The 24,240-nt window shown below is 71.9% G+C and carries 22 protein-coding genes and 3 pseudogenes; 12 read left to right on the top strand and 13 right to left on the bottom strand.

The features are described from left to right. Positions 1-34 precede the first annotated feature (34 nt). Positions 35-922, bottom strand: coding sequence for a LysR family transcriptional regulator (locus tag ABEB09_RS33650; RefSeq protein ID WP_345693703.1), 888 nt, complete (start codon positions 920-922; stop codon positions 35-37). Positions 923-1,045: 123 nt separating this feature from the next. Here ABEB09_RS33650 and ABEB09_RS33645 point away from each other — a divergent pair, with 123 nt between their 5' ends. The 3 genes from ABEB09_RS33645 to ABEB09_RS33635 all read left to right on the top strand — a co-directional run bounded on the left by ABEB09_RS33645 (position 1,046) and on the right by ABEB09_RS33635 (position 4,946). After that, positions 1,046-2,587: an AMP-binding protein gene (locus tag ABEB09_RS33645; RefSeq protein WP_345693702.1), complete on the top strand. Its 1,542-nt coding sequence runs from the start codon at positions 1,046-1,048 to the stop codon at positions 2,585-2,587. Positions 2,588-2,782: 195 nt separating this feature from the next. Beyond that, on the top strand, positions 2,783-3,832 hold the full coding sequence (locus ABEB09_RS33640; RefSeq protein WP_345693701.1) for a serine hydrolase domain-containing protein: 1,050 nt from the start codon (positions 2,783-2,785) through the stop codon (positions 3,830-3,832). 166 nt (positions 3,833-3,998) lie between these two features. Further along, positions 3,999-4,946 carry a hypothetical protein gene (locus ABEB09_RS33635; protein ID WP_345693700.1) on the top strand — a complete coding sequence of 316 codons (948 nt, stop codon included), beginning with the start codon at positions 3,999-4,001 and terminating at the stop codon, positions 4,944-4,946. 69 nt (positions 4,947-5,015) lie between these two features. Here ABEB09_RS33635 and ABEB09_RS33630 read toward each other — a convergent pair whose 3' ends face one another. Together ABEB09_RS33630 and ABEB09_RS33625 are read right to left on the bottom strand one after the other, a co-directional pair. Beyond that, positions 5,016-6,095, bottom strand: coding sequence for a hypothetical protein (locus ABEB09_RS33630; RefSeq protein WP_345693699.1), 1,080 nt, complete (start codon positions 6,093-6,095; stop codon positions 5,016-5,018). Positions 6,096-6,161: 66 nt separating this feature from the next. Beyond that, entirely contained in the window at positions 6,162-9,452 is a 3,291-nt protein-coding gene (locus ABEB09_RS33625; protein WP_345693698.1) for a hypothetical protein, read from the bottom strand. A gap of 272 nt (positions 9,453-9,724) precedes the next feature. On the opposite strand from ABEB09_RS33625, the gene ABEB09_RS33620 reads away from it, so the two are divergent. Next, complete coding sequence (locus ABEB09_RS33620; protein ID WP_345693697.1) at positions 9,725-10,507, top strand: SDR family NAD(P)-dependent oxidoreductase; 783 nt, start codon at positions 9,725-9,727, stop codon at positions 10,505-10,507. A gap of 7 nt (positions 10,508-10,514) precedes the next feature. Here the strand turns inward: ABEB09_RS33620 and ABEB09_RS33615 are convergent, their stop codons facing one another. Next, positions 10,515-11,441 (bottom strand): SMP-30/gluconolactonase/LRE family protein, encoded by a 927-nt coding sequence (locus ABEB09_RS33615; protein ID WP_345693696.1) that lies wholly within the window; start codon positions 11,439-11,441, stop codon positions 10,515-10,517. 81 nt (positions 11,442-11,522) lie between these two features. Between ABEB09_RS33615 and ABEB09_RS33610 the strand changes: the two genes are divergently transcribed. Beyond that, a complete protein-coding gene (locus tag ABEB09_RS33610; RefSeq protein ID WP_380839613.1) occupies positions 11,523-11,993 on the top strand; it encodes an Lrp/AsnC family transcriptional regulator in 471 nt (156 codons plus the stop codon). Positions 11,994-12,106: 113 nt separating this feature from the next. On the opposite strand, the gene ABEB09_RS33605 is transcribed toward ABEB09_RS33610, so the two are convergent. Beyond that, positions 12,107-12,763, bottom strand: coding sequence for a hypothetical protein (locus ABEB09_RS33605; RefSeq protein ID WP_345693695.1), 657 nt, complete (start codon positions 12,761-12,763; stop codon positions 12,107-12,109). A 79-nt stretch (positions 12,764-12,842) separates the two neighbouring features. Continuing rightward, positions 12,843-12,988, bottom strand: a pseudogene (locus tag ABEB09_RS33600) (IS630 family transposase); the annotation flags it as partial. Between ABEB09_RS33600 and ABEB09_RS35065 the strand changes: the two are divergent. Next, a pseudogene (locus ABEB09_RS35065) lies at positions 12,989-13,178 on the top strand (IS5/IS1182 family transposase); the annotation flags it as partial. A 49-nt stretch (positions 13,179-13,227) separates the two neighbouring features. On the opposite strand, the gene ABEB09_RS33590 reads toward ABEB09_RS35065, so the two are convergent. Further along, positions 13,228-13,767: a hypothetical protein gene (locus tag ABEB09_RS33590; RefSeq protein ID WP_345693694.1), complete on the bottom strand. Its 540-nt coding sequence runs from the start codon at positions 13,765-13,767 to the stop codon at positions 13,228-13,230. A gap of 152 nt (positions 13,768-13,919) precedes the next feature. After that, positions 13,920-14,774, bottom strand: a complete 855-nt coding sequence (locus ABEB09_RS33585) for an alpha/beta fold hydrolase (protein WP_345693693.1) — start codon at positions 14,772-14,774, stop codon at positions 13,920-13,922. 152 nt (positions 14,775-14,926) lie between these two features. Between ABEB09_RS33585 and ABEB09_RS33580 the strand changes: the two genes are divergently transcribed. Further along, a complete protein-coding gene (locus ABEB09_RS33580) occupies positions 14,927-15,784 on the top strand; it encodes a LysR family transcriptional regulator (RefSeq protein ID WP_345693692.1) in 858 nt (285 codons plus the stop codon). Positions 15,785-15,800: 16 nt separating this feature from the next. Here ABEB09_RS33580 and ABEB09_RS33575 read toward each other — a convergent pair whose 3' ends face one another. Further along, complete coding sequence (locus ABEB09_RS33575) at positions 15,801-16,394, bottom strand: hypothetical protein (RefSeq protein WP_345693691.1); 594 nt, start codon at positions 16,392-16,394, stop codon at positions 15,801-15,803. A gap of 236 nt (positions 16,395-16,630) precedes the next feature. Between ABEB09_RS33575 and ABEB09_RS33570 the strand changes: the two genes are divergently transcribed. Further along, complete coding sequence (locus ABEB09_RS33570) at positions 16,631-17,584, top strand: GNAT family N-acetyltransferase (protein WP_345693690.1); 954 nt, start codon at positions 16,631-16,633, stop codon at positions 17,582-17,584. Positions 17,585-17,729: 145 nt separating this feature from the next. Here the strand turns inward: ABEB09_RS33570 and ABEB09_RS33565 are convergent. Continuing rightward, a pseudogene (locus tag ABEB09_RS33565) lies at positions 17,730-18,164 on the bottom strand (DUF5682 family protein); the annotation flags it as partial. Between the two features lie 496 nt (positions 18,165-18,660). Here ABEB09_RS33565 and ABEB09_RS33560 point away from each other — a divergent pair. Continuing rightward, a complete protein-coding gene (locus ABEB09_RS33560) occupies positions 18,661-19,515 on the top strand; it encodes an alpha/beta fold hydrolase (protein ID WP_345693688.1) in 855 nt (284 codons plus the stop codon). Between the two features lie 180 nt (positions 19,516-19,695). Here the strand turns inward: ABEB09_RS33560 and ABEB09_RS33555 are convergent, their stop codons facing one another. After that, entirely contained in the window at positions 19,696-20,241 is a 546-nt protein-coding gene (locus tag ABEB09_RS33555; protein ID WP_345693687.1) for a hypothetical protein, read from the bottom strand. Positions 20,242-20,436: 195 nt separating this feature from the next. On the opposite strand from ABEB09_RS33555, the gene ABEB09_RS33550 reads away from it, so the two are divergent. Continuing rightward, a complete protein-coding gene (locus tag ABEB09_RS33550; RefSeq protein ID WP_345694171.1) occupies positions 20,437-21,027 on the top strand; it encodes a DUF2165 domain-containing protein in 591 nt (196 codons plus the stop codon). A gap of 2 nt (positions 21,028-21,029) precedes the next feature. On the opposite strand, the gene ABEB09_RS33545 is transcribed toward ABEB09_RS33550, so the two are convergent. After that, on the bottom strand, positions 21,030-21,956 hold the full coding sequence (locus ABEB09_RS33545; RefSeq protein ID WP_345693686.1) for a response regulator transcription factor: 927 nt from the start codon (positions 21,954-21,956) through the stop codon (positions 21,030-21,032). Positions 21,957-22,187: 231 nt separating this feature from the next. On the opposite strand from ABEB09_RS33545, the gene ABEB09_RS33540 reads away from it, so the two are divergent. Beyond that, positions 22,188-22,502, top strand: coding sequence for a DUF6355 family natural product biosynthesis protein (locus ABEB09_RS33540; RefSeq protein ID WP_345693685.1), 315 nt, complete (start codon positions 22,188-22,190; stop codon positions 22,500-22,502). Between the two features lie 156 nt (positions 22,503-22,658). Here the strand turns inward: ABEB09_RS33540 and ABEB09_RS33535 are convergent, their stop codons facing one another. Continuing rightward, positions 22,659-23,078: a peptidase M23 gene (locus ABEB09_RS33535; RefSeq protein WP_345693684.1), complete on the bottom strand. Its 420-nt coding sequence runs from the start codon at positions 23,076-23,078 to the stop codon at positions 22,659-22,661. 188 nt (positions 23,079-23,266) lie between these two features. On the opposite strand from ABEB09_RS33535, the gene ABEB09_RS33530 reads away from it, so the two are divergent. After that, positions 23,267-24,184, top strand: coding sequence for an ADP-ribosylglycohydrolase family protein (locus ABEB09_RS33530; RefSeq protein WP_345693683.1), 918 nt, complete (start codon positions 23,267-23,269; stop codon positions 24,182-24,184). Positions 24,185-24,240 lie beyond the last annotated feature (56 nt).

Raw genomic sequence — 24,240 nt, 5'->3', positions numbered from 1 at the left:
ACCACCGCGTGGCCGCCGTCGGCGGACGCGGGGCCTACGGCCGTACGTCCTCGGACAGGTCGCGGACCAGGAGGTCGGCGAGGCGCCGGGCGGCAGACGGCAGGTACGTGTCGGCGTGCCGCACCAGCGTCAGGGTGCGGACGCAGTCAGCGGCTTCGATGCGCAGCCACGCCACCGACGTCGCGTGGGCCGAGAGCCGGGACATCGCCGGGAGCAGGCCGACGCCGAGGCCCGCGGTGATCAGTTCGTGGACCGCGCCCGGCTCGTCGCCCTCGCAGGTGATGGCGGGCCGCAGCCCCTCGGCGGCGAAGAGCCGGTCGAGCAGCGCCCGCTGCCAGTGGCCGGGCCGGGTGGAGATGAACGGCTCGTCGACCAGGTCCCGTACGGTCACCCGGTCCCGCCGGGTGAGCGGATGACCGTGGGGCACCGCGAGGAAGACCTCCTCCCGGATCAGCTCCTCCCTGTGCAGCGCCGGTCCCGTTACGGGCTGGGAGGCCACGCACAGGTCCACCTCGCGCGCCTGGAGCAGGCGCGCCATCTCCTCGGCGGTGGCCTGGAACAGCCGGATGGCGACCCGTGGATGGGCGGCGCGGAACGCCGCGAGGGTGCCGGTCAGCGACAGCAGCGTCTCCGCCGCGACGGCGACCGTGCCGTGGCCCATGGCCTCCGCGTCCGCGATCTCCCGCCGCGCGTCGGCGAGTTCGCCGAGGGCGCGGTCCACCCGGCGCAGGAACGCGCGGCCGTGCGCGTTGAGCCGGATGCGGCGGCCGGTGCGGTCGAACAGCGGCACGCCGAGTTCTCGCTCCAGGCGGCCGATGGTGCGGCTCACCGAGGGCTGCGCGACCCTCAGCTCCGCCGCGGCCCGGCTGATGTGCTCGTGCCGGGCGACGACCTGGAAGTGACGCAGCGCCAGCAGATCCATCGGTGCGCCTCCTCGAGCACGACTCCGCGCACGACTTCGCGGCGTTCTTCATCACCGTACAGGCATCAATTCATAGCGCGATTGGTCGTGGAGGTTATGAGCGGGGGCGGTTAGCGTCGTTGTGTGTACAAGACACCGTTACCCCCCTTCGTCAGTTACGTGGACTCCCTCCTCGCATCGCTCGCCCGTGACCCGGGCCGTACCGCGGTCGTGGATGCGGACGGCCGGCGAACCAGCGCCGGTGAACTCCACGACGCCATCCACCGGTTGGCCGCCGCCCTGGCCGACCGCGGCGTCGGGCGCGGCAGCACGGTCACGCTGCTGTCCGGCAACCGCTCCGAGGCGCTGACCGCCCGGTACGCGGCCAACCTGCTCGGCGCCCGCGTGACGTTCCTCTACGAGGGCATGGCACCGGAGGTGCTGGCCCGCATCGCCGATCACGTCGACACGCACGTGCTGCTCGTCGACCCCGCGTGCGGTGCGACCGCCGCCGGTGTCCTCGACCGCGTGCGCCCGCCGGAGGTCCTCGCGTTCGGGCCGAGTCCGCTGGCCGAGGACCTGCTCGCGCTGTCCGCCGCGTACGTGGGACGGCGGGTGAGGGGGGCGGCCCGGGCCGAGGACGACTGGTGCATCCGCCACACCGGCGGCACGACCGGGGTCCCCAAGGGCGTCCGTATGGCCCACGGTCCGTACCAGCGGTCGCTGCACGCCTGGAGCGACGCGACGGGCAAACGTTTCCTGGCGTGCACCTCGCTCGCGCACCTCGCCGGGCTCTTCGCCGACCGGACGCTCCTCGCGGGCGGTCGTGTCGTCCTGCGGCAGGGGTTCGACCCGGCGGATGTGCTCGCCACCGTCGCCCGGGAGCGCATCACGGATCTGTGGCTGCTTCCGCCGTTGCTCTACCGCCTCCTCGACGAACCGTCCCTGCCCTCCACGGACGTGTCGTCGCTCCGCCGGATCGCCTACGGCGGCTGCGCGGCGTCCCCCGCCCGGCTGCGGCAGGCCGCCGAGGTCTTCGGGCCGGTGCTCCACGGCTGGTACGGCCAGACGGAGGCCGGGCTGATCACCCACGTCCCCCCGGACGAGCACCACGTCACCGGCGAGGGCGGACAGGTCACCGTGGGGCGGCCGGCGCCGGGTGTGGAGGTCGCCGTGCGGGACGAGGGCGGCGGTCTGCGGCCGCCCGGCGGCGTGGGAGAGATCCATGTCAGATCGCGCCAGGTCATGAGCGGTTACTGGAAGCAGCCCGAGCTGACCGCCGAGGTGCTCCGGGACGGATGGGTGCGTACGGGGGACGCCGGTTACGCGGACGAGGACGGCTACCTCTACATCGTGGACCGCATCAAGGACATGATCATCGTCGTGGGCGGTCATGTGTACCCGGCCGAGCTGGAGGAGATGCTGCTCACGCACCCCGCGGTGGAGCACTGCGCGGTCTTCGGCGTACCGGGGCGGGACGGGGTGGAGGAGGTGCACGCCGCCGTGGTGCACGCCGCCGGATCCGTACGGCCCGACCTGGCGGGCGTCCGCGCGTTCGTGACGGCGCACAAGGGGGCGATGTACGCGCCGGCGGCCCTGCACACGCTGGGCCGGATCCCGCTCACCCCGGCGGGCAAGCCCGACCGCAAGCAGCTGCGGGCCCTCGCGGGCTGCGGCGAGGCCTGACTGGCGCGCCCCAAGGCACGGGCCGACGAGTCGTCGCGGCTGCCCGTCACGCAGGCGAGCCGCGTTGTTCCGCCGAACGGCCGGGTCCCCGGCCGGTCGGCGGGGGCGCTCGTGCTGCTCAGGCAGGAGTGCGCCGCTCCGGAAATCGTCGCCAGGGTTGACCTGGTGGTGCGTCGGGACCGTCATGATTCGGTCATGGCAAATGATCTGGGCAGTCTTGTCCGAGGGACCGCCGACCGGCTGGCGGAGGAAAGTGTCGGTGTGGTGGTGGCCGCGGTGTCGGGCGACTCCGTGGAGATCAGGGGTGCGGGGCGCACCGGCGGGGACCGGCAGGGTTCGCCGGGCGCGGACACGCTGTTCGAGATCGGGTCGGTCACCAAGGTGTTCACGGCGCTGGCGCTGGCGCGGCTGGTGGTGGCGGGTGCGGTGGACCTGGACGAGCCGCTGGCCGCGCTGCTGCCCGAGGGGGCGGTGGTGCCGTCACGCGACGGCGAGGAGATCTCGCTGCGGCATCTGGCGACCCACACCTCCGGGCTGCCGCGCCTGCCCAAGGGCATGCTGCTCCAGGCGCTGCTGCGGCCGTCGAAGCCGGATCCGTACGCGGGTTGCACGGCCGAGGTCCTGCTGCGCGGTCTCGCGCGGACCCGTCTCGGCGCCACGCCGGGGCAGCGGTTCCGCTACTCCAACCTCGGTGCCGGTCTGCTGGGGCTGGCCCTCGCGCACCGCACCGGCACCGACTACGCATCGCTGGTCACCCGCCACATCTGCGCCCCGTTGGGCTTGAGCGACACCGTGGTGACCGTCGACAGCGGCCGCGAGGCGCGCCTCGCCCAGGGCCACGGCCGGCGGCGACGGCCCGTCCCGCCATGGCACCTCGCCGACCTGGCGGGCGCGGGCGGGCTGCGCTCGACCGCGACCGATCTGGTGGCCTTCGCCCGTGCGCAGCTGGACGGCGGTCCCGGGCACCTCGCCGACGCCATACGTCTGACCCGGGAGGTCGAGCACCGCAACGGCCCCTTCGCCTCGGTGCACCTCGGCTGGATGAGCCACCGCCTCCACGCACGCCAGGGCGGCCACCTCCAGGTGTGGCACAACGGCGGCACGGGCGGCTTCTCCTCGTTCATGGGCTTCGACCCGGAGAACCGGGTGGCCGTCGTCGTCCTCGCGAACACGCAGCTGTCGGTCGACGGCCCGGCCCTGCGTCTCCTGCACGCGCTGCAGACGGAACAGCCGTCGACGGACTGAAACCGGCAGCGGGCGCTCCTCGCCCGCCGCCCGGTCCGCGCGTGCGTGCCGCTCAATGCCGCCGGGATGCATCGGCGGGCCGTCCACAGGACACTGGGCTCAGGGGGTCCGTACGGCCGAGGCCGGCCCTGCCGTACCACCGACCCATCCCCTGCGAGGAGGCGCGATGACCGCCTTGCCGAAACCTGTCGTCGATGCCATGGCCGACCGTTCCATGCGCCTGCACCACCTGCTCTGGCACGCCGCGCGGAACGGGTGGGCCGGGATGACCCCGGCCGAGCAGCAGATCTTCCGAGATCACGGCTGGGAGCCGCCGCGTCCCGGTTTGACCGCTGCCGGCGATCCCGAGATGGACAACGGCTCGGGCGAGGACTTCCTCTACATGCACCGCGAGATGATCGCCGATGTCGACGACATCCTGGCCCGTCTGGGCGACCCGCAGTACCCGCGCGTGGAGGGCTGGCCGGCCGTCCCGGCGCCGGACGACCCGGACTACCCGGTCCCGCCCGACTTCGACATACCGGGCGCCCCGGGCCTGACGGGCGCGATCCGGAACGCCAAGACCGATGCGTCCCTGGACCAACTGCGCGCGTGGGAGGCGACGTCCACCGATCCTGCGGTGCTGCGTCAGGTGACGCTCGGTCAACTCGGGGCCTTCCTCGAGTACGGCATCCACAACCGGATGCATCTGCGCTGGTCGGCCGAGATGCCCGCGTACCGGCCCAACGAGGATCCCTTCACCATCGGGGCCCAGTGGGACGACGCCCGGTACAACTGGCTCGCCGATCCCTATTCGGCCCATGTCAACCCGGCCTTCTGGAAGCTGCACGGCTGGGTGGACGCCCGGATCGACGACTGGATGGCCGCCAACGACCTGACCGGTCCCGTGCCCTGGAGCTTCGACCCTCCGTGGAGCGGGCCCATGGAGCACGGGGAACACGATCACCACCCCGTTGCGGGACCCAGCCTCCGGGCCCACGCCCTGGACGCCGAGACCTTCGAGCTGGTCGAACCGCAGCTGCGGGCCATGGAGGCCACCGTGCGGGACCTCCGGCGGGCGGGCGTCCCCGAGCCACCGCCACTGCCGGTGGTCACCGGGCTGACGCTCGGGTGAACGAACGGCGGGTGAGCCAAGGGCGGGTGAGCGAAGGGCGGGTGAGCGAACGGCGCCCCCGGAGTGGGCTCACCTGAACAGCCCGCCCAGGTCCTTCACCCAGCTGTCGAGCTGTTTGCGCACCGCGCCGACGTCGGTCGACGCGGCCTTCAGGAGAGTGCTCGCGCACGGGCCCGTCGCGCTCTGGCCCGGGTACGGGCCGGTCGCGTCGATCGGGTTCGGCGCGTGCGCGACGGCGGACGACAGCGTGGCGACGAAGACGGTGGCGACCTCGCGCGCGGCTCCCTTCATGTGCTGACAGGCCTTCTCCGCCGCCGGACCGAGCAGTTCGCCCGAGGGGACCCATCTGGTCGCCGCGTACCACACCGCGAACTCGTAGAGCTTCTCGCTGAGCCGGTCGACCACGTCGGTCTTGTTCGTGATCCCCTTCGGGGACACGGTCGCGCCGAGCGCCTGGGCGAACCGGGCGGCACGGGTGCTCCACTCGGTCCTGCTCGCCAGCGGCAGGTAGCTCGCGAGCGCGTCGGCGATGCCCTTGCCCGGCGCGTACTGCGGGGGACCGCCGGGAGTCGTGCCGCAGGCGACGAGGTAGCCGGCGGCATCGCCTTCCAGGTTGTCCATCACCCCGTAGTCGGAGGTCCGGTTGTGGAAGATGACCCCCACACCGGTCGGGCGAAGGATCCGGCGTTTGGCGAGATTCGCCGCCCCGCCGCCGAGGTCGCCCAGCCAGGTCACGATCTCCAGACCGGTGCCGCCCTGGCCGGGAAAGGTCTTCGTCCGCAGCGCCGCGCTCGCGCGGACTTCCAGCCCGATCAGCATGTGCCCGATGTCGATGCCGCGCCCGCGGTCCCGGATGCTCTGGCTGGCCTGGAGGTCGGCCAGCAGGGTGGTCCCGGCGAAGGCGGGGCGGGGGTCCGCGGGGATCGTCGCACCCGTGTACGTGAGGAATCCCAGGTTGCGGATGTGTGCCCCGCCCATGCTGCGGACGGATTCGACCTTGTAGTCGAGGCTCCAGGGCGTCCCGTAATAGACGCCCCGCAGTGTGCTGACGCGGTCCAAGGGGCTGGTCTGGCCGGCCTTCTTGATCAGTGCGTCCTCCGCGGCCCGGATCAGTGCGACCGCCGTGCGAAACGAAGTGGCCTTGGCCATGCCGTGCCCCTCCCCCTTCCCTCGTCCCTCTGTGCTTCGGCGCCTTGATGCCTTCGTCTCCGGCCCTCAGTCCTCCACCCACTCCCCCGACGTGTCCTTGCGCCAGGTGGGCAGGTCGTCGTCGCGGCGCAGCTTGACCAGGGTCGTCGGGATGCGGACCCGCCACGCGGCACCTTGCGGGACCTCGGCGCCGGGGCGGCGGAGGCGTTCGGCGATCTCGTCGGCGATGGGCAGGTAGAGGGGGCTGGTGATGGCGGGCAGCGGGCCGCCGTTCCACAGTTCGCCGAAGTTCATGTAGTGGTCGACGGCGCCCTCGAAGCCGGGGCGGACGGGTACGGTCACCCGGCAGTAGCCGGCCTTGAGGAACTGGTTGAACTGCGGGTCCGGGTCCTCGTAGGTCAGCCGCTCGTGCCACTTGCTCTTGCGGCCCCAGAAGTAGGGGTACGCGGCCCAGGTCAGGTGTTCCCACTCGAAGGCCTGCTCGAAGAACCGCACGTACGCGCCTTCGGCGGCGGCCCGGGCCACGTCGACCTGCGGGATCCCGCGGCCGTCGGCGCCGTACGCGGTGTCGATGGCGCCGAACATGTCGAAGTGCTGGTCGGTGAGGACGCTGATGCAGTTCTTGCGCAGTTCGTCGGCGACGAGGAGCTGGTTGGCCTGAGGGTTGCGGCCGTGGATCGCGACTCCCGCTTGGAGCTGGAGGGCGGCGATCTGCTGTTCGTACTCCGACAGGCGCGCGAGGTAGGCGGTGGTGAGCTTGGCGTGGGTCGCCAGCCGCCATGCCTCCATGGCGCGTTCGGTGCGCTGGCACTTCACCTCGATGGCGACGGCCACCTCCGAGACCCGCCAGGTCTGGACGGCGACCGGGACCGAGTCGCGTTCCTCGGTCATGGGCGTGGTCCACAGCCAGTGGCCGTCGTTGGAGAACCGGTGCGGCCGGCTGCCGACGATCACGTCGACGCTGCAGTTCGGCTGCCAGAGGTTCAGCAGCACACCGCACGACGCCTGTACGGCCATGTAGCCGTCGTCGATGGTGATCTGGCCCGAGTGGGTGTAGTCGGTCTTGCTGTCGCCGCCGCCCGCCTTGTAGTCGAAGGACTTGGTGCGGTAGACCTCCGGCGGCGGGGCGACGTCGGTGGCGTGGTACAGCTTGACCCACTGTGTGTAGTTCAGCTCGGTGATCTCGTCGGGGCGCAGGGTGAACGGGACGGGCTTCTCCACCTGCACCGCGCTGGCGTGGGCCGACTGCAGGGTCTCGATGAAGTACGCGGCCGGCTCCGGGATCATGAAGTCGAACATCGTCCGCAGCCCGTAGTTGTACATCTGGGCCTCGTAGACCTTGTTGACCCACTGGTAGACACCGGAGATGTTGGAGCCGCTGTTCCGGTTGTCCAGCGTGTGGGTGTTCTTCTCCGTCACCTCGGTGGTGACGCGCAGCGTGGTGCGCTCCAGGATCCGTTCGGCGATCCGGTTGGAACTGCGCTGGGTCACGTCCTGGGCGAAGGTGGCGGCCGATTTGGTGGCCTCCTCCTTGGAGCGGGACAGCGAGCCCTCGGCGGAGGCGGTGAACTCGACCGTCGGGCCGTACTTGCCGGACACGGTCAGTCCGGCCTTCAGCTCGGCGTCCTCCTTGATGACCGCGCTCGCCTCCCGGGTCATCTCGTAGCGGTCGGTGGACTCCAGCTCCCGCTCCTCGGTCGTGGTGACCTCGGACTCGGTGAAGGTGATCTGCTCGGTCTCCTGGCGCCGGACGTGCTCGCGCTGCTTGGACTCGCCGCGGAGGACGTTCTCGATGTGCGCGACGTCGGCGCCCGCGTAGCCGACCAGCTGCTGGCGGACCAGGATCAGGTCCGCCACACCGGAGGGGGCGACCGTGCCACGGGTGCGCGGGACGCGGCCGCCCTCCAGGGGGATGGCCTCGGGCGGCGGCGCCTCGCCGACCACCAGGGCCGTCCAGGGCGACGGCAGCGGGGTGGCGACGGTGACGAGGGTGTCGCCGATGCGTTTGACGCTGAGCCTGGTGGGCCGGCCGACCAGGGTCTCCAGCTCCTTGCCGATCGTGCCCTGCTCGTCCCGCAGTCGGTTGACGATCCGGTCCAGCGGCTGAGCCGTGAGGACGATGCCACGCTCCGACAGGACCGTCCTGGTGGCCGCGGTGAGCCTGTCGGCGGCGCTCTCCCGCAGGCGGAAGCCGATGTCGCCGAGCTGGACGGGCGTGAAGGACGGGGTGCCGGACAGCAGGTCGGGCCTGGCGCCGAACACCGTCCCGGCGAGCTTGGCCGCGCCCTCCACGGGCAGGGGGGCGGCGGGGGGCGGCGGGTCGCCCTCGGCGGCGGCGCCGGCGGTGCCGGTGGCACCGGCTGTCCGGTCGGTACCGGCGCCGTCGGACGTACCAGTGGTACCGGCCGTACCGGTGGCTTCGGGGTCCGTCGGCGTCTCGCCCGTGCCTTCGGTGTCCGCAGCAGCCGCCGGACCCATGGGCAGCGTGGGCAGCGTCGTCCCGAGGGCGCGCAGGTTGGCCTCGCTCAGGCGGTCGTGGAAGGTCACCTGCCGCACCAGTGCGGCCGTGGGCTGGTAGTTCACCGGTGGTACGACCGTCTCGCCGGCCGTCTGGGCGGTCGCGTGGAGGTGTTCGCCACCGAGACCGGTGAGTTCGTCGATCGCCTCCCGCAGCCGCCGGTGCGTGGTGAGCAGCAGCTGTGCGCGTTCCCGGCGCCGGGCCGCGGCCTGCGCCTCCTGCTCCCGCTGGCGGCGCTCCGCCTCGCTGGTGGACAGTTCCGACTCCAGGCCGGTCGGGCGGGGCAGTTGCAACGGGCGGCGCAGGGCCCGCCGTACGTCGTCGGCGTGGGCGGGGAACGCGGAGTCGGAGGCCAGCCGGGCTATCAGCTCCAGGTGGCGCAGCTGGTCGGTGAGGCCGTCGATGGCCCGGCCGTGTTCGCTGGGCAGGTACTTGATCGCCAGGATGCTGTCCCGGAGCCGGGACACGGCGTCCTGGTAGGGCTGCCCCGCGACGACGGCGGCCGGGTCGGCTCCGTACGCCTCGCGCACCGCGTGGACGACGGACTGCCGGTACGGGACGGGTGCGGCGGTGGGCTGACCGGCGGTCAGCCGGGTGAGGGCGGTGGCGAAGGCCGCGGTCTGGGCGGCGACCGGGGTCTTGGCGGGGTCTCCGATGAACCGGGGCGACACCACGAACTCACCCGAGACGCGGCGGAGTTCGGTGCGCGGTGCGTCGGAGCCCGATGCGGCGGCCAGCGCGGTCTGGAAGGCGGACTGCTGCGCCAGCTCGAGACCGGGCCTGACCGGGTCCTGGCTGACCGCGGGACGGATCAAGGACATGCGGAACAGCGGTTCCATGACGCTCTCCAGGTGACCTCAAGGTGACTCGCACGCCACGGCCCGTGCGTGAACGGAGGATGACGGACGGCGAGCCGACGGGTGACGTGCAAGCCGGTAAACCCCACGAACGAGTCCTTCCGGCGGTCTCCTCGTCGGCACGGCCGCCCCAGCATGCCCACGCGCCGACCCGGCCCGCATGCCGCGTTCCGCTGAGTGGAACGCCGGGAGGCCGAAGGAAGCCCGACGGGAGACCGAACCTGCCGGACGGTCATGGACCGTAGGGTGAAGCCGTGCTGAAGGATTCCAGGAAACTGCCCGCGTCAGGCCGGCGCGTCCTCGTCAGCGGCGCTTCGCGGGGTCTCGGCCGCGCGGTGGCCCAGGCGTTCGCGGCCAACGGCGACCGGGTCGCCGTCCACTTCGGCTCGCGCGCCGAGGAGGCCCGCGTGACCTTCGACTCGCTCGCCGGCACCGGCCATGCGCTGACCGGTGGCGACCTCGCGGACCCCGCCGGGGCGGCGGCCGTGGTGGACGCGGCGGCGGAGGCGCTCGGCGGGGTCGACGTGCTGGTGAACAACGCGGCGGTCAACATCCGCCATCCGCTGCCGGAGACCCCCTACGAGGAGTGGGTGGCGGTGTGGCAGCGGCACGTGTCGGTGAACCTGCTCGCCACGGCGAACCTGAGCCATCTCGCGGCCCGGCGCATGATCGACCAGGGCGGGGGCGGCAGGATCGTCAACATCGGCTCCCGGGGCGCCTTCCGCGGCGAGCCGGACCACCCCGCCTACGGTGCGACGAAAGCGGCCGTCCACGCCCTGGGCCAGTCCCTGGCCGTGTCCTTGGCCCCGTACGGCATCGGCGTCGCCTCGGTCGCGCCCGGCTTCTTCGCCACGGAACGCGTCTCCCCCCGGCTCACCGGGCCGGAGGGCGAGGCGATCCGCGCGCAGAGTCCCTTCCACCGCGTGGCGGACCCCGAGGAGATCGCCGCGGCCGTCCTCTGGCTCGCCTCGCCGGAGGCCGAGTGGTCTTCGGGAACCATCCTCGACCTCAACGGCGCTTCGCACTTGCGTAGCTGAGCCTAGGTCAGCGTGTGATGCGGGGCGCGCCCGTCACGGACATCATCAGGGAGTAGAGCGATGTGGTGGCCGTGATGAACAGGCGGTTGTTCTTGGGCCCGCCGAACGCGATGTTGGAGACCGTCTCCGGTACGAGCAGCCGGCCGATCAGCGTCCCGTCCGGGGCGTAGCAGTGGACACCGTCGTCGCAGGCCGCGACCCAGAGCCTGCCCTCGTCGTCGAACCGGATGTTGTCGAACACGCCGCCGCCCGGACGGCATTCGGCGAACACCTTGCCCTCGGACAGGCCGCCGTCGTCGCGCACCTCGTAGACGAGGATCTGGTTCCGGAGGGTGTCGGAGACGTACAGGTGCCGCTCGTCGGGTGAGAACACCAGGCCGTTCGGCCCGCGCAGGCCGTCGGCGGCGAGGCGGACCTCGCGGGTGGCGGGGTCCACGCGGTACACGTTGCGGGCGCCGATCTCGCTCTCGGCGCGGTGGCCCTCGTAGTCGCTGGTGATGCCGAAGTCGGGGTCGGAGAACCAGATCGAGCCGTCGGAGCGCACGACCGCGTCGTTCGGGCTGTTGAGCCGGCGTCCCTCGAAGCGGTCGGCGACGACGGTGACCGATCCGTCGTGTTCGGTCCGGGTGACGCGCCGGTTGCCCTGCTCGCAGCTGATCAGGCGGCCTTGGCGGTCCAGCGTGTTGCCGTTGCTGTGGCCGGCCGGGGAGCGGAACACGCCGACCGTGCCCGTTGTCTCGTCCCAGCGGAGCATGCGGTCGTTCGGGATGTCGCTCCAGACGACCTGCCGCCACGCGGGTACGTAGACGGGGCCCTCGGCCCAGCGGCAGTCCCCGTACAGCCGCTCCAGGCGCATGTCGCCGTTGGCGCACCGCCCGGTACGGAACCGCTCGTCCAGGACCTCGTACACACCGTTGACCAGACGACCGGGCATGCGTGACCCACCTCTCCCTCCACGGAATCCGAATGAGCTTCACCCTAACGAAGATGACACCGAACAACGTATGGTTTCTCCATGCCAAAGGTGGATGATGTCGATGTCATGCTGTTGGCGCTCCTCCAGCAGGACGCCACCCGGTCCTACGCCTCGCTGGGCGCGGCGGTCGGGCTGTCCGCGGGCGCCGCTCACGACCGTGTGCGCAAGCTGCGCGAACGCGGTGTCATCCGCGGCACGCGCGTCGACGTCGAGCCGGCGGCCGTCGGCCGCGGCGTCCTCGCCTTCGTGATGGTCGAGTCGACCTCGTGGATGGGCGACTCCGCGGAGGCGTTCGCGGCCGTCCCGGAGATCCAGGAGGCACACGTCATCGCCGGCAGCGCGTCCGTCCTGGTCAAGGTCCGCACGGCCACCACCGAGCAACTCCAGGACGTCCTGCGCCGCCTGTACGCCATCGACGGCGTCAGCGGCACCCAGGCCACCGTCGTCCTGGAGACCTTCTTCGAACGGCCCCTGCTACCGAGCCCCGAGGGGGACGCGGAACCGGCCTAGTGCCGTGACCGCACAGGTTCGCCGGGTTGCCGGTCAGGACGGGTGGCCCGGTGCGCTCTCGCCGCGGTAAGGGCACGATCATCAGCCTGGCCGCGACTGAAGCCGATCCGCTCCTATGACCGCGGCGTGCTGGCCCAGCGCCACGTGGTGAGACGAGGGTGCCCCGGCAGTTCGGCGCGGCCGGTGGCCCACAACAGGGTGCACCAGGGATCCGCGCCGCCCGGAGCCTCCGGAAACAGACGGGCGAGCACCCGCGAGCAGAGAGCGGAGGGCGGGGTCCAGGCAAGCCCGAAGCCTTCCGCCACATCGTGCATGTGTACCAGCGTCTCCACCACCCCCATCGCCGCGAAGCCTTCGGGGTCCGACACCCCGGCGGCGTGGTGGGCGCGGACCCGGGGCGGCGCCGTACGCACCATGGCGACCAGCAGCGCACCGCACGCCTCCAGCACCTGCACCAGGCCGGCCGGACCCGCATCACGGTCCGCGTAGACGAAGACCATGGGCCCTTCCGGCCTCTTCCGGCTCAACGCGAAGGGCACATGGGTGTCCAGCGGCGGGCTCTGGGGCCCCAGCTGCACGGCGTAGTAGAACAGGTCGTTGGCGAGGTGCTCGACGGTCTCCCAGCAGTCCCACTCCAGCGAACCGGCCTTACCGCCCCACCCCTCCTGGGGCGCGTCCCGAAGGATGCCCACGGCGAGCCGCACGGCAAGGTCGACGTCGTCCGCGGTGACGGGAGAGAGGACCGATCCGATTGCGACTGATCGAGACATGACAGCACCGTATCGCGAGGGCAGAGGGCAACCACATCCAGCCGGTGCTGGGATCGGAAAGGTTCATTCTCCAGTTCAGGTGGGCGGAGAGCTTGTCGAGGATCACGTAGATCGGGATGCCGTCCGGACGGGCGGCACGGATGGACCGCAGGGCGGCCAGGCGTGGTCGGTGCCCTTGCGGCGCCGGTTGATCCCCCACAGCTTGTCGTCGCCGACCGGGTAGCAGCAGTTCCGCGAAGCGGACCCGGAAGACCGAGGACCCGACCCGATGCCGTCCTGGCGGACCGCGCGTACTCATCCCGCGCTGCCCGAAGTCACCTCCGCCGACGCGGCATCCGGGCCGTCACCCCCCCCGTCCGATCAGATCAGCCACCGTCTGCGGCGAGGCCCCTACCGCCCACCAGGCCGCACTCCACCTCGCCGCCATCCTCATCCGGGCCCGCAGGCGACCCACGTGAGAAGCTCTAGGACCGATCGCCGATGCCGAGGGCGTGTTCTTTGAGGAATGCGCCCGCGTGGGCCGCTGCTTCCTCTGCGGTCGCGTACGGCGCCCCATCGGCGGCCGTGCCGGATGCTCCATCAGCGCCTCGACCAGTCCAGCCCCAACCACCGGCAGGCGACTGCACCAGCTCAGCAGTCCCTCCGAACAGCGCAAGCGCGCTTTTGCCCGCTGTCGCGGCTGCTGGGCGGCTGACGGCATCGGGCCATTTCTTACGGGCACCCTGCCGGGTGATGCCCCAGACGGCTCCCAACTGCTCGTAGCTCGCGCCGTAGGCGCCGGCGGTCACTGCCGCCTGTTCCGTGAGCCGCTTGACCTCGCCGTCCATCACCTTCCACGCGGCCAGGACGGACAGCGCCACGTCGACGGGACTCGCGTCCCACATACGGTCGACGGACAACCCGGTCTGCCGGGAGCGGATGGCCGAGGCCAGGGGATTCAAGGCGTCGTACAGGGCCTTGTCGAGCTCTGCCTGCTCTTCTGGGGTGATCTCAGAGGCCGTCATGCGACAACTGTAGTTTACGAAACCGTCTACGTAAACTGCAGTTTCCCGCAACTGCGTCGGCTGTCACCACATCCGACAGACAGGCCATGGGCCGGTTCGTCCGGATCCGGTGAGCCCGCCACGACTTCGCGTCCACCAACACCCGGCCGGGCTCACGACCCGTCCAGCAAGAAGAAGGTGGAGAGTGCTGACGCGACCGTCTTGGCGTCGTTCTCCATCGGGATGTGGCCCGCGTTGGGGACGCGTATCAGTTCGGTGTGCGGGATGTCCTGGGTGAAGCGTTCGGCGTACGCGATGTTCTGGAAGGTGTCGTCCTCTCCCCAGACAAGCAGCTTCGGTATCCGCGAGCGGCGCAGCGCCGGAAGCAGGTCGAGGGTGTAACGGCTGTCCGCCGCGCCGGCCAGCGCCATCCACGAACGGCCGACGCGCGGGCTGCGCCAGGGATCGAGGTACTCGGCGATCTCCTCCTCGGTGGCCGGCCGTCCCAGCGCGGTGGTGACCGCGGTGCGCCGGGCGGCAAGCAGTTCGTCCACACCCGTGGCGGCCACCACCTCGGGGTTCCGGTACCGCTCCACGCCCGGCACCGGCCACGAGTCGTAGGTCACCGAGTTGACCAGGGCCAGCCGGGCGACGTCGGTGTCCCCGCCGACCGCGAGGTGTTGGGCGATGGCCCCGCCGATGTCGTGGCCCGCCACCCGCAGCGGCTCATCGGCGCCCACTGCGGCGGCGAAGCGCCGCACCCAGTCGGCGAGCGCGGGCACGGTGGCGGACCGGGCGTCCAGTTCGCCGGCCGACCGGCCGAGGCCGGGCAGGTCGACGGCTACGGGCCGCAGCCCTGCCGCTGCCAGCTCGGTCAGCACCGGCAGCCATACCCGGCTCCAGTAAGTCCCGTGCAGCAGCAGGACGGGCGGACGGTCCGCGCCGCCGTCCGCTCCTGCCGCGGTCAGGTAACTGGCGGGCCGGCCGTCCACATCGACGGTCTTGCGGGTGATGGTCATCGACGACATGTCGCCTCCGGGGTCGCGTCCTGATCGATGGACGACATGACCTTCGTGGTCTGGATGCAGGCCCGTCAAATACCCTTGCCGGTATGGACGTATAGGCCGGTCGGCATAGCTGCTGGTGGGCGGCCGGGGGCGGTTCACGGGAGGCGGGAAAAGTGAGGCTGTCGCAGGTGCGGGTACTGCTGGCCGTCGCCGAGCACGGCGGGTTCACCGCCGCGGCGGAACGGATCGGCATGTCTCAACCGCACGTCAGCAGGGCGATCGCCGCGCTGGAGGCCGACCTGGGCGCGGCGCTGCTGGTGCGGCGCCGAGACGGTGTCGCCCTTACCGAGGCCGGGGAGCGCGCCGTCGCCCGGGCCCGGGAGGCGGTACGGCACTTCGACCTGATCCGCCCGGACGTGGCGGCCGCCGTCGGACAAGTGACGGGGTCCCTGCGGCTGGCGAGTCTGCCGAGCGCCACAGGGACGCTGATCGCCCCCCGACTGCGCACGTTCACCGACCGCTACCCCCAGGTCCGGGTGCGTCTTCTGGAGGGTTTCGGCCCGGAGATACGGGGATGGCTCAGGAACGGAGCCGCGGAGATGGGCCTGGTGACCCTCCCGGCGCCCGGCCTGCACACCGTGCCACTGAGCGCCGACGAGATGGTCGCGCTGGTGCCACGGGATCACGCGCTCGCCACAGCGGACACAGTGACCGTGCGGGCGCTGACGCGCGAGCCGTTCATCCTGTCGACCGGCGGGTGCCGACCGGTCATCCTGGATGCCGCGCGCCGTGCCGGCGCCGCCCTCGACGTCGCCTACGAGGCGGGCGAACTGTCGGCCATCATCGCGATGGTGGACTCGGGCCTGGGGGTGAGCATCGTGCCTACCCTGGGCCTCCCCGCGGATCTCGGCGGCGCCGTCACCCGCCCCCTGGACCCACCGATCTCACGGTCCCTCGCCCTGGCCGTGGCTTCCCTCGACGACTGCTCTCCGGCCGCCCGGGCCTTCCTGGACCACGTTCAGGTCCCGTGAAGTGGTGGCCGTTGCTCTAGGCCGCCTTGCGCGGCTTCTCCGCGTTCCGGTCGCGGAGCGCGTAACCACCGTCGACGACCGTCATGTCGGCGGCGGGTGCCATGCACGTGGTGAGCAGGGGCGCGCCCTTGGCCGTCGCCCCGGACAGGCCGACGCGGGCCTCACCCCTCTCGGGGACGTGGAAGCTCAGGCCCATGCGGGTGTGCGGGTCGAGGTGTGTCCGCCACGGGTGGCCGGGGCTGGTGCGGACCAGCCGGCCGGTGACGGTGGCGGTGGGGCCGCCGGTGGTGAGGCAGTCGACCCGGAAGTCGCCCCAGTAGTCGCGGCCGTCGATGACGTGGGAGATACGGAAGGTGCCCCAGGAACGGGTCGGGATGCTGCCTGCGGCGTAGGTGGAGTGGGCGTCGACGGTGACCCTCACCTCTTCGTCCGCGACGGGGTAGCTCAGCCGTGCCTCGCCCTTGAGGGCCGAGAGGAGGGTGGCGGGAGAGGCTCCCGGGGCGGATGCCGCCGCCGTAGGCGTGGGTGCGGGGGCGGACGCGGCGGCCGGGGCGGCGACCGCGGCCACGAGGGCGAGGGCGACGGCGGCGCGCAGGGTGTGGTCGAGCACGGTGGTACTCCGATCCGGGTGGGGGATTCCGTACGCGTCGATCCTCGTCAACCAGGCCTGGGCAGGGCGTCGTTCGACGGTCGCGGCCGCATCCGCCGCGCGGGCGAGGCGGTCTTCCCGGGCTCCGGCCTCAGGCGTACGTGCCTGGGCGGTTCCGCCCACCGACCCGCGGTCGGTGACCCGCGAGCCGGTGAAATCGTTTGCGGGCGGTCCATCGCGGGTCCCACAGTGGCCTGATGCAATCGGAACCCCGCTTCACCGTCCGTCCCGCCACCCTCGGCGACGCGACACTGATATGTGCGCTGCTCAATGAGATCGACACCATCGAGACGGGGCAGCCGGACACGGAGCTGCACAGCGTCGAGGCCGATCTGGCCCACCCGGAAGTCGACTTGGCGAAGGACTCGTGGCTCGCGTTCGAGGAGGACCGGCTGGTCGCCTACGCACTCGTGTGGGACGACTCCGGCGCCGAACGCATCGACGCCGACCACTATGTCCTGCCCGAACACCGTGCCGCCGGCGAGCGGCTGCTCGCCCTGGCCGAGGAACGCGCCGTGGAGCGGGCGCGCGCCAACGGCGCCTCCCGTGCCGTCGTCCACCTGCACCTCAACACCCGTCCGACCACCGACCTCGACATGATCGGGCGACGGGGCTGGGAGCGGGTGCGGCGCTACCACGTGATGACGCGTCCGCTGGCCCCCGCCGACATGGCCGTACCCGAGCCGCCCCCCGGTCTGGTGCTGCGCGACTGCGGCGACGAGGCGGACCGGAGGCGCGCCCACGCCCTGGTGCAGGAGACGTTCGCCGACCACTTCGACCATCAGCCGCGCACGTACGAGCAGTGGCTCGACGACATCGGCGTGGCCGGCGTGGACTGGTCCCTGGTGTGGATCGCCTCCGTCGGCGCGGAGGACGTCGCCGTGCTGTTCTCGCGGAACGACCGGCAGACCATGGCCTGGATCGGCAACATCGGCGTGCGCCGGTCCTTCCGCGGTCGCGGTATCGCCAGTCACCTGCTGCGGCACGCCTTCGCCGCGTACGCCGCGAAGGGCCGCGACACGATCGGACTCGGCGTCGACACCCGCAACGAGACGGGCGCGCTGCGACTGTACGAAGCACACGGCATGCGCACGCACCATGCGGTGGACACCTGGGAGGTGGTCCTCCCGGTGGCGCTGCAGCGGGTGTGAGAGGCCTACGGCCGAGCGCGCTCACCGTCGGGCGACCCGAGTCGGCCGACGGTGAACGGGTGGCTTGGCCCGTGATGGCTCATGACGGCTCGTGATGGCTCGTGATGGCTCGTGAGGGGCTCCGGGAGAAGCGCTCCCCCGCCGGTCACACAGCAGCCAGTAGCGCCTCCAGTGCCAGTGCCGTGTCCGGATGGCGGGCCACCAGTTCCGCGCCCTGCGGGGTCGCGTCCGCCGTCGTCCACCTTCCGTCGCAGCCCAGCAGGCTCGCCAGCGCGTCGCACGTCACGGGGTGGGCGGCCAGGAACGTGCCGGCGGGGCCGCCGTCCGGGTACAGCGCCGGCCGTGCGGCTTCCGGCTCGGGCTGTGCCCGCCACGGCGGCACCCACTCGTCCAGGGCGGCGAGCCTGCCGGGGAAGATCCGTCCGGCCTCGCGGATCAGCAGCGGGGCCAGTTCGGCTCCGTCCGACCGCAGGGTGGTGATCGGGGTGGGCAGCCACGGCAGGAGCACCGGATCCGGGAGCCGCGCGAACGCGTTCGACACGGCTTCCACGACGAAGTCGGCGAGGCCCGGCCCGGTTTCTTCGGCGGCGGGCCCCGGGACGGCTTCCTCGCCGCGCGCTCCACGACCTGGGCCAGCAGCGCGTCGTGCACGGAGCCGAACAGGACGGTCGCCATGGTGGCCTGGGGGTCGTACGCCGTGCGGCGCAGGCGCCGTTCGAGGACCTGCTCGATGGAGACGCCCTCGTAGCCCAGTTCGATCAGGGCACGCTGGTGGCTGCCGAGCGCCAGGTCCCACGATTCCTGGATGGGCCGCTCGCCGAGCTGCAGGACGCAAGGCGCAGGACGCAGGGCGCGGGGCGCAGGACGCAGTTCCGGACGACCGCGTGACGGTGCGGCTTGCCCCGCCGCACAAACCTGATAGCGTCGCCGTGTACATGATCGACCAAGGAGGTGAGACCCATTACCGCTGTACCGGGCCGGGTGCTCTCCTCCCTCATGGCTGTGCGGTTCATCTGACGTAGATGGCCCCGGGAGCTCCCGACTTCTCTTCGGACTCCCGCGAAAGGCTCTTCGTCATGCCCACGTTCTCCGCTCACGACGGAACCGAACTCGCCTATCACACCCTCGGTGAAGGCACCCCCCTCGTCTGCCTGCCCGGCGGGCCGACCGACTCCGCGTACCTCGGCGACCTCGGCGGCCTCTCCGCGCACCGCCGGTTGATCAGACTGGACCTCCGGGGCACCGGCCGGTCGGCGAGGCCGGCCGATGCCGCGTCCTGCCGTTGCGACCGGCTCGTCGACGACGTGGAGGCCCTGCGGGAGCACCTCGGTCTGGAACGGATGGACCTGCTCGCGCACTGCGCGGGCGCGAACCTGGCCGCGCTGTACGTGGGCCGCCACCCCGAACGCGTCGGCAGGCTGGCCCTCGTCACGCCGAGCGTCCGGGCCGTCGGCCTCACGATCTCAGGGGAGCTCCGGCGCGACACCGCGCTCCTGCGGCGGGGAGAGCCGTGGTTCCCGGAGGCGTTCGCGGCCCTGGAGGCGATCGTGGCGGGCACGGCCACGGCCGACAGCTGGAGGGCCGTCGCACCGTTCTCGTACGGCCGTTGGGACGAGGCGGCCCGGGCCCACCAGGCTGCCGGTGAGGAGCTGATGAACGGGGAGGTCGTGGCCGCCTACGGAGCCGACGGCGCCTTCGACCCGGCCGCGACCCGCGTGGCGCTCGCGCGGTTCGCGTCACCGGTTCTGCTGCTGGCGGGAGAGCTGGACATCGCCGCCCCTCCTCGCACGATGGCGGAGTTCGCCGGCCTGTTCCCGGAAGCCGAGCTGGTCGTCCAGGCCGGAGCGGGACACCACCCGTGGCTCGACGACGCCGACGCGTTCGTGGCGGCGACCACGGCGTTCTTGGATGCGCGCGCCGTGGCCCGGTGATCGGTGCGCGACGCGGCAGGTCGTGCTGACGGCTGACGGCTGACGGCTGACGGCTGACGGCTGACGGCTGACGGCTGACGGCTGACGGCTGACGGCTGACGATCCAGCGGTACGGCCTGCCGGTCGACGGCCCCGGGGCGGTGGCGCCCAACGCCCACCGCCCCGGCCTTGCAGGCGGGTTCAGCCCTTCCTCCGTGCCTCCACCACCGCGGCGGGCAGCACGCCGCTGATCCTGTACACATCCCCACTGCGCAACGCAGAGGGGGTGATGTACTCCGCTCGGGTGCCGACGACCATGATGGACACTCGCGATTCCGGCTGCCAGAACTCCTGGTAATGCGGGGCGTTCGCGGGATGCGTGATCTCGACCAGTGGTACGCCTCGCCGCTCCAGCAGTGTCCGGAGCTTCGCGAAGCGCAGCCGACGGCCGAAGCGCCCGTACCGTGCCCGGAGCACGTCGTTGACCGTGGCGGCGTCACCGCTCGCCAACCGGTGGACCTGCAGGGTGAAGTGGTGCCCGTCCCATGGATCGCGGGCGGAGTCGCGGACCCACGAGAACTCCGCCATGCCGTAGTCGCGCCACATGGTGTGGGCGTCGGGGGTGTTCTCGCCGAAGCCGTCACCCAGGAGCCCCGTGACCTGCTCGGGGCCGTCCGTGGGCCGTAGTCCGAGCACCGTTCCGGAGGTCACGACGTCCACGTAGAAGGCGAGGGAGTAAGGGGTCAACTGCTCTTTCCTCTGGTCTTCCTCTGGTGTTGCTCAAGGGCCGGGGCGGGCCGCGGAGCACAGGTTCGCGACCCTACCCGTGCGGAAGCCGGGGCGGCGCAGGTTTCGGCGTCCGGCCGGGACGACATACTCCGCTCCAGCGGCTTGTTGAGGAAGCGGCGGAATCATTCGGTTGTGAACCTGGGGGTGGACGACATGTCGGTCCGGAACGAGCACGCGGGTGAGCGGCGTGGCCCATGGGCGGGTCTCGGCGGGCTGCCGGTGGCGGCTGCCGCGCTGACGGGTACGGTCGCGATCTACATGGCCCTGGTGGCGTTCGGGAACCTCACCGACTTCGGCACGAACCGGCAGTTCGTGCGGCATGTCCTGGCGATGGACACGACTTTCAAGGATCCGGACCTGATGTGGCGGGCGATCGAGTCGACCGTGCTGCAGGACGCCGCCTACGTCGCCATCATCGCCTGGGAGACGCTCACGGCGTGCGTGCTCCTCGTGGCCACGTGGCTCTGGTGCGCCGGGCTGCGCCGCAGGGCCTATGACCGTGCTCGGAGGGTGAGCAGCGTCGGGCTGGTCATGGTGCTGTTGTTGTTCGGGCTGGGCTTCATGGCCATCGGCGGTGAGTGGTTCGTGATGTGGCAGTCGTCCGACTGGAACGGTCTGGACGCGGCCGCCCGCAACGTCATGCTGGCCGGCGTCGCGCTCGTCGCCGTCCACCTCCGGTCCGCGGTGCCGGACACGCCTGCCGCCTCGGAGAGCCCTGCCGCCTCGGAGAGTGCCGCCGCGTGACCTCAACCGGCGTACGGCGCGACCAGGAGCCCGGCCTGTTGGGCACGCAGGACCGCGCCGAGCCGGTCGACGGTGTCCAGCTTCCGGTAGAGGTTCTCCAGGTGCTTGTGCACGGTGCGTACGGAGATCCCGAGGCGGCGGGCCATGGCGGCGGCCGGCAGGCCCTCCGACAGCATCCGCAGGACCGTCGTCTCGCGGGCGGTCAAGGACAGGCGCCCGGCGGCACTGGCCGTGACCGCTTGCGCAGTGGCGGCCTTCTCGGCGACGGCGGCGCCTCCTGAACCGTCCGCCGTGTCCAGCCACGCCCCCGTCCTTGCCTCCGCCCCGGCCGCCCGCGCCGCCTGCGCCGCCCCCGCCGCCCTAGGCGTCCTCGCCGGACGCGCCGGACGCGCCGGACGCGCCGGCAGTCCGCCCCGGGCCGCCGCGGCGGCGAGAAGAGGCTGGATACGGGAACAGTAGAGACGCTCCCGGTCGGTGAAGTCGCGGCCGTCGCGGTAGACGAGGAACCCGCGCACATGGCCGCTCACGCCGGGCAGCGGGAGCCCGAGCACATGGCGCGTGCCGAAGGCCCGGTGCAGCACGTCGGCGGTGTCGCTGTGCCGCCAGGCCCGCTCGCCGACGAGTTGCGCGGCGGTCAGCGGCGTCCGGTCCGTGCGGGTCGCGTAGTGGGCGGCGAACGGGTGGCCGCCCCGTACATGGCGCAGGACCGTCTCGTCGAGGTCGAACTCCCCCGCGTGCCGCCGCCAGGCGACGACGCGGCCCCGGGACGTGCCCCACTCCGCGTCCTTGCCGACGACCACGCCGGCGTCCAGTGCGCGCAGCAACTCCTCGGCGACCAAAGGCCAGATGTGCTCCGGCCGCTCGGATTCCAGTACGGCCACCGCCAGATCCAGCATGCGTTCGTAGTCGCGCGTCCGCAGAATCGGCACGGTTCCCTCCGCTGTCCATACGTACTTTTCCCCATGGCACGTCCATGGCAGCGACGCCATTCTAATTCCCGGCGGCAACCGAAAGAGCCCGTGGCCGAAAGACGCCACGACTGTTCGCCGGCCTTCCGGAATTTCCGACCGAGGGCCCGGACGAGTCATACGGCGCGGGCATCACGGATGCGCCGATCCGACCACCATGAGAAGGCATAAGGACGAAGGAAGAGGACGACTGTGCGACGGATTTCCTCTGCTCTGCGCGCCGTGACCGCGGCGGGCATCGTGGCCGTCACGGCCATCGGCGGCGGCCTGGTCACCGCGCCCGCGGCGGGCGCCGCGCCCGCCGGCGTGCTCGCCTGCGGCTGGGACCCGGACGCGCCCTCCGGGCGCGCCTACTACAACCACTGCACGGGCGACGGAAGCTGGATCTGGATCCGCGTCGAGCGGCACAACGCCGACGGCTTCGACAAGTGCGTCGGCCCGGGCCGTACGTACCTGGGGAGCACCTCGGTCATCAAGTACGCCTGGTACAAGGGCGGCACGTGCTGAACGCTCACCGAATTTCCGCACGACCGTGACACCGTAATGCGGAAAACCGCCGCCCGGGGGTTGGCCCCGGGCGGCGGTTTCGGACAGCGACTTTCCTTTACCCGGGCATCACGGAAAGATCCCCGAGAAATAACGTGATCGCATCCCGAATATGCGTCACCAGTTGCAGTCGGGCACCCCGGCGATCTTTTCGCCGCCCTTGATGTAGATGTTGTTCACCCAGCCGATCTTTCCGGCGGGCGTCTCCACCAGCGTCCACCATTTGTTGCTGTAACCGGCGTCGTGAATCGTCTCGCCCTGCCGCTGGCAATGCGCGGACACCGTGAGGCGGGAGACCTTCGCCACGACGGTCGGGCAGCTGGCGCGCGAAGGGTAGAAGACGCAGTCGGCGTCGGCGGGGTCGTGCCGGACGTTCACGTCGCTCGCCCAGATGTACACCTGCGGCCATCCCGCCGCGGATCGCACCTCCCCCGCCCCTGTCGCCGGCGCGTCGGCGTGCGCCGCGGGTGCGAGGGCCAGCGCGGCGGCCAGAACCGAGGCGCCCGACAGCGCCTTCAACGAACGTCGTAGGTTCACCAGTTCCCCCTGGGCGGTCGTGTGTCCGTATCCATGTCGGTCTCGCACGAGAGACGGTACGGCGGGCCGCGACGTATGACTCCGGCTGCGGGCAGTCGTCTCCCCTGCCGCCGGCCGCTCCTCCAGTCCTGAACGAATCGGCCACAATCCTGGTGCGCCCGGGTGGATCGCCCCGGCAGGATGGCCCGATGGACTCGGCCGATCACACCCGTACACCCGCGCCCGCACCCGTACCCACGCCCGCTCTCCGCAGCCTTCGGGGCCTCAGCCTCGGCGATGCCTTCGGCGAGCGGTGGTTTCCGCTCTTCCGGGAGCCGCGGCAGGCCATCGAGGAGATCCGCGCCCGCCGCATGCCGGAGGAGCCTCGGTGGCACTGGACCGACGACACCGCGATGGCGCTCGGCATCGTGTACGTCCTCGAACGCCACGGCGAGATCCGGCCGGCCACTCTGGCGCTGGCCTTCGCCGCCGGACACCGGGCCGACCCGGGGCGCGGCTACGGCAGCGGCATGCACGAACTGCTGCCCCGCCTGCTCGACGCCCCGGAGGACTGGGCGTCGCTGTCGCGGGCCCTCTTCGACGGGCAGGGCAGCCTCGGCAACGGCGCCGCGATGCGCGTGGCTCCCCTGGGCGCGTGGTTCGCGGACGACGTGGAGCGGGTCGTACGGCAGGCGGAGGCGTCCGCGCTGGTGACGCACGCGCACCCCGAGGGCGTGGCGGGTGCGGTGGCGGTCGCCGTCGCCGCGGCCCTGTCGGCCCGTGGTGAACTGGACCTGCGCGCGGTCCTGCGCCACACCCCCGACAGCGCGGTCAGGGCGGGCCTCGCGCGTGCGGCCGACCTGCCCTTCACCACGGAGCCGTGGCGCGCCGCGGACGTGCTCGGCAACGGGCAGCGCATCCGCGCCGACGACACGGTCCCGTTCGCCCTCTGGTCCGCCGCCCGCCACCCCGACGACCTGGTCTCGGCCCTGTGGACCACGGCCGAGGGCCTGGGCGACGTCGACACCACGTGCGCGATCACCGGCGGTGTCGTGGGTGCCCGCACGGGCGTGGACTCGGTCCCGCCCGCGTGGCTGGAGCGGGTGGAGGCGCTGCCCGGCCGGTGAAAGGCACCCCGGGCGCGCCGGCGCGGGCCTCTGGTCCGGCACGGGCAGCGCCTCCG

This window comes from Streptomyces coeruleoprunus (genome assembly GCF_039542925.1).
Taxonomy (GTDB): Bacteria; Actinomycetota; Actinomycetes; order Streptomycetales; family Streptomycetaceae; genus Streptomyces; species Streptomyces coeruleoprunus.
The sequence above is the reverse complement of the archived record's forward strand: the minus strand, read 5'-3'. Positions and strand labels throughout refer to the sequence as shown.

Coding starts and splice junctions, on each gene's coding strand:
- ABEB09_RS33630 (WP_345693699.1), bottom strand. CDS start 6,095: ATGGCCAAGGCCACTTCGTTTCGCACGGCGGTCGCACTGATCCGGGCC.
- ABEB09_RS33610 (WP_380839613.1), top strand. CDS start 11,523: ATGCCAAAGGTGGATGATGTCGATGTCATGCTGTTGGCGCTCCTCCAG.
- ABEB09_RS33560 (WP_345693688.1), top strand. CDS start 18,661: ATGCCCACGTTCTCCGCTCACGACGGAACCGAACTCGCCTATCACACC.
- ABEB09_RS33635 (WP_345693700.1), top strand. CDS start 3,999: ATGACCGCCTTGCCGAAACCTGTCGTCGATGCCATGGCCGACCGTTCC.
- ABEB09_RS33605 (WP_345693695.1), bottom strand. CDS start 12,763: ATGTCTCGATCAGTCGCAATCGGATCGGTCCTCTCTCCCGTCACCGCG.
- ABEB09_RS33530 (WP_345693683.1), top strand. CDS start 23,267: ATGGACTCGGCCGATCACACCCGTACACCCGCGCCCGCACCCGTACCC.
- ABEB09_RS33585 (WP_345693693.1), bottom strand. CDS start 14,774: ATGTCGTCGATGACCATCACCCGCAAGACCGTCGATGTGGACGGCCGG.
- ABEB09_RS33640 (WP_345693701.1), top strand. CDS start 2,783: ATGGCAAATGATCTGGGCAGTCTTGTCCGAGGGACCGCCGACCGGCTG.
- ABEB09_RS33550 (WP_345694171.1), top strand. CDS start 20,437: ATGTCGGTCCGGAACGAGCACGCGGGTGAGCGGCGTGGCCCATGGGCG.
- ABEB09_RS33625 (WP_345693698.1), bottom strand. CDS start 9,452: ATGGAACCGCTGTTCCGCATGTCCTTGATCCGTCCCGCGGTCAGCCAG.
- ABEB09_RS33590 (WP_345693694.1), bottom strand. CDS start 13,767: ATGACGGCCTCTGAGATCACCCCAGAAGAGCAGGCAGAGCTCGACAAG.
- ABEB09_RS33570 (WP_345693690.1), top strand. CDS start 16,631: ATGCAATCGGAACCCCGCTTCACCGTCCGTCCCGCCACCCTCGGCGAC.
- ABEB09_RS33615 (WP_345693696.1), bottom strand. CDS start 11,441: ATGCCCGGTCGTCTGGTCAACGGTGTGTACGAGGTCCTGGACGAGCGG.
- ABEB09_RS33650 (WP_345693703.1), bottom strand. CDS start 922: ATGGATCTGCTGGCGCTGCGTCACTTCCAGGTCGTCGCCCGGCACGAG.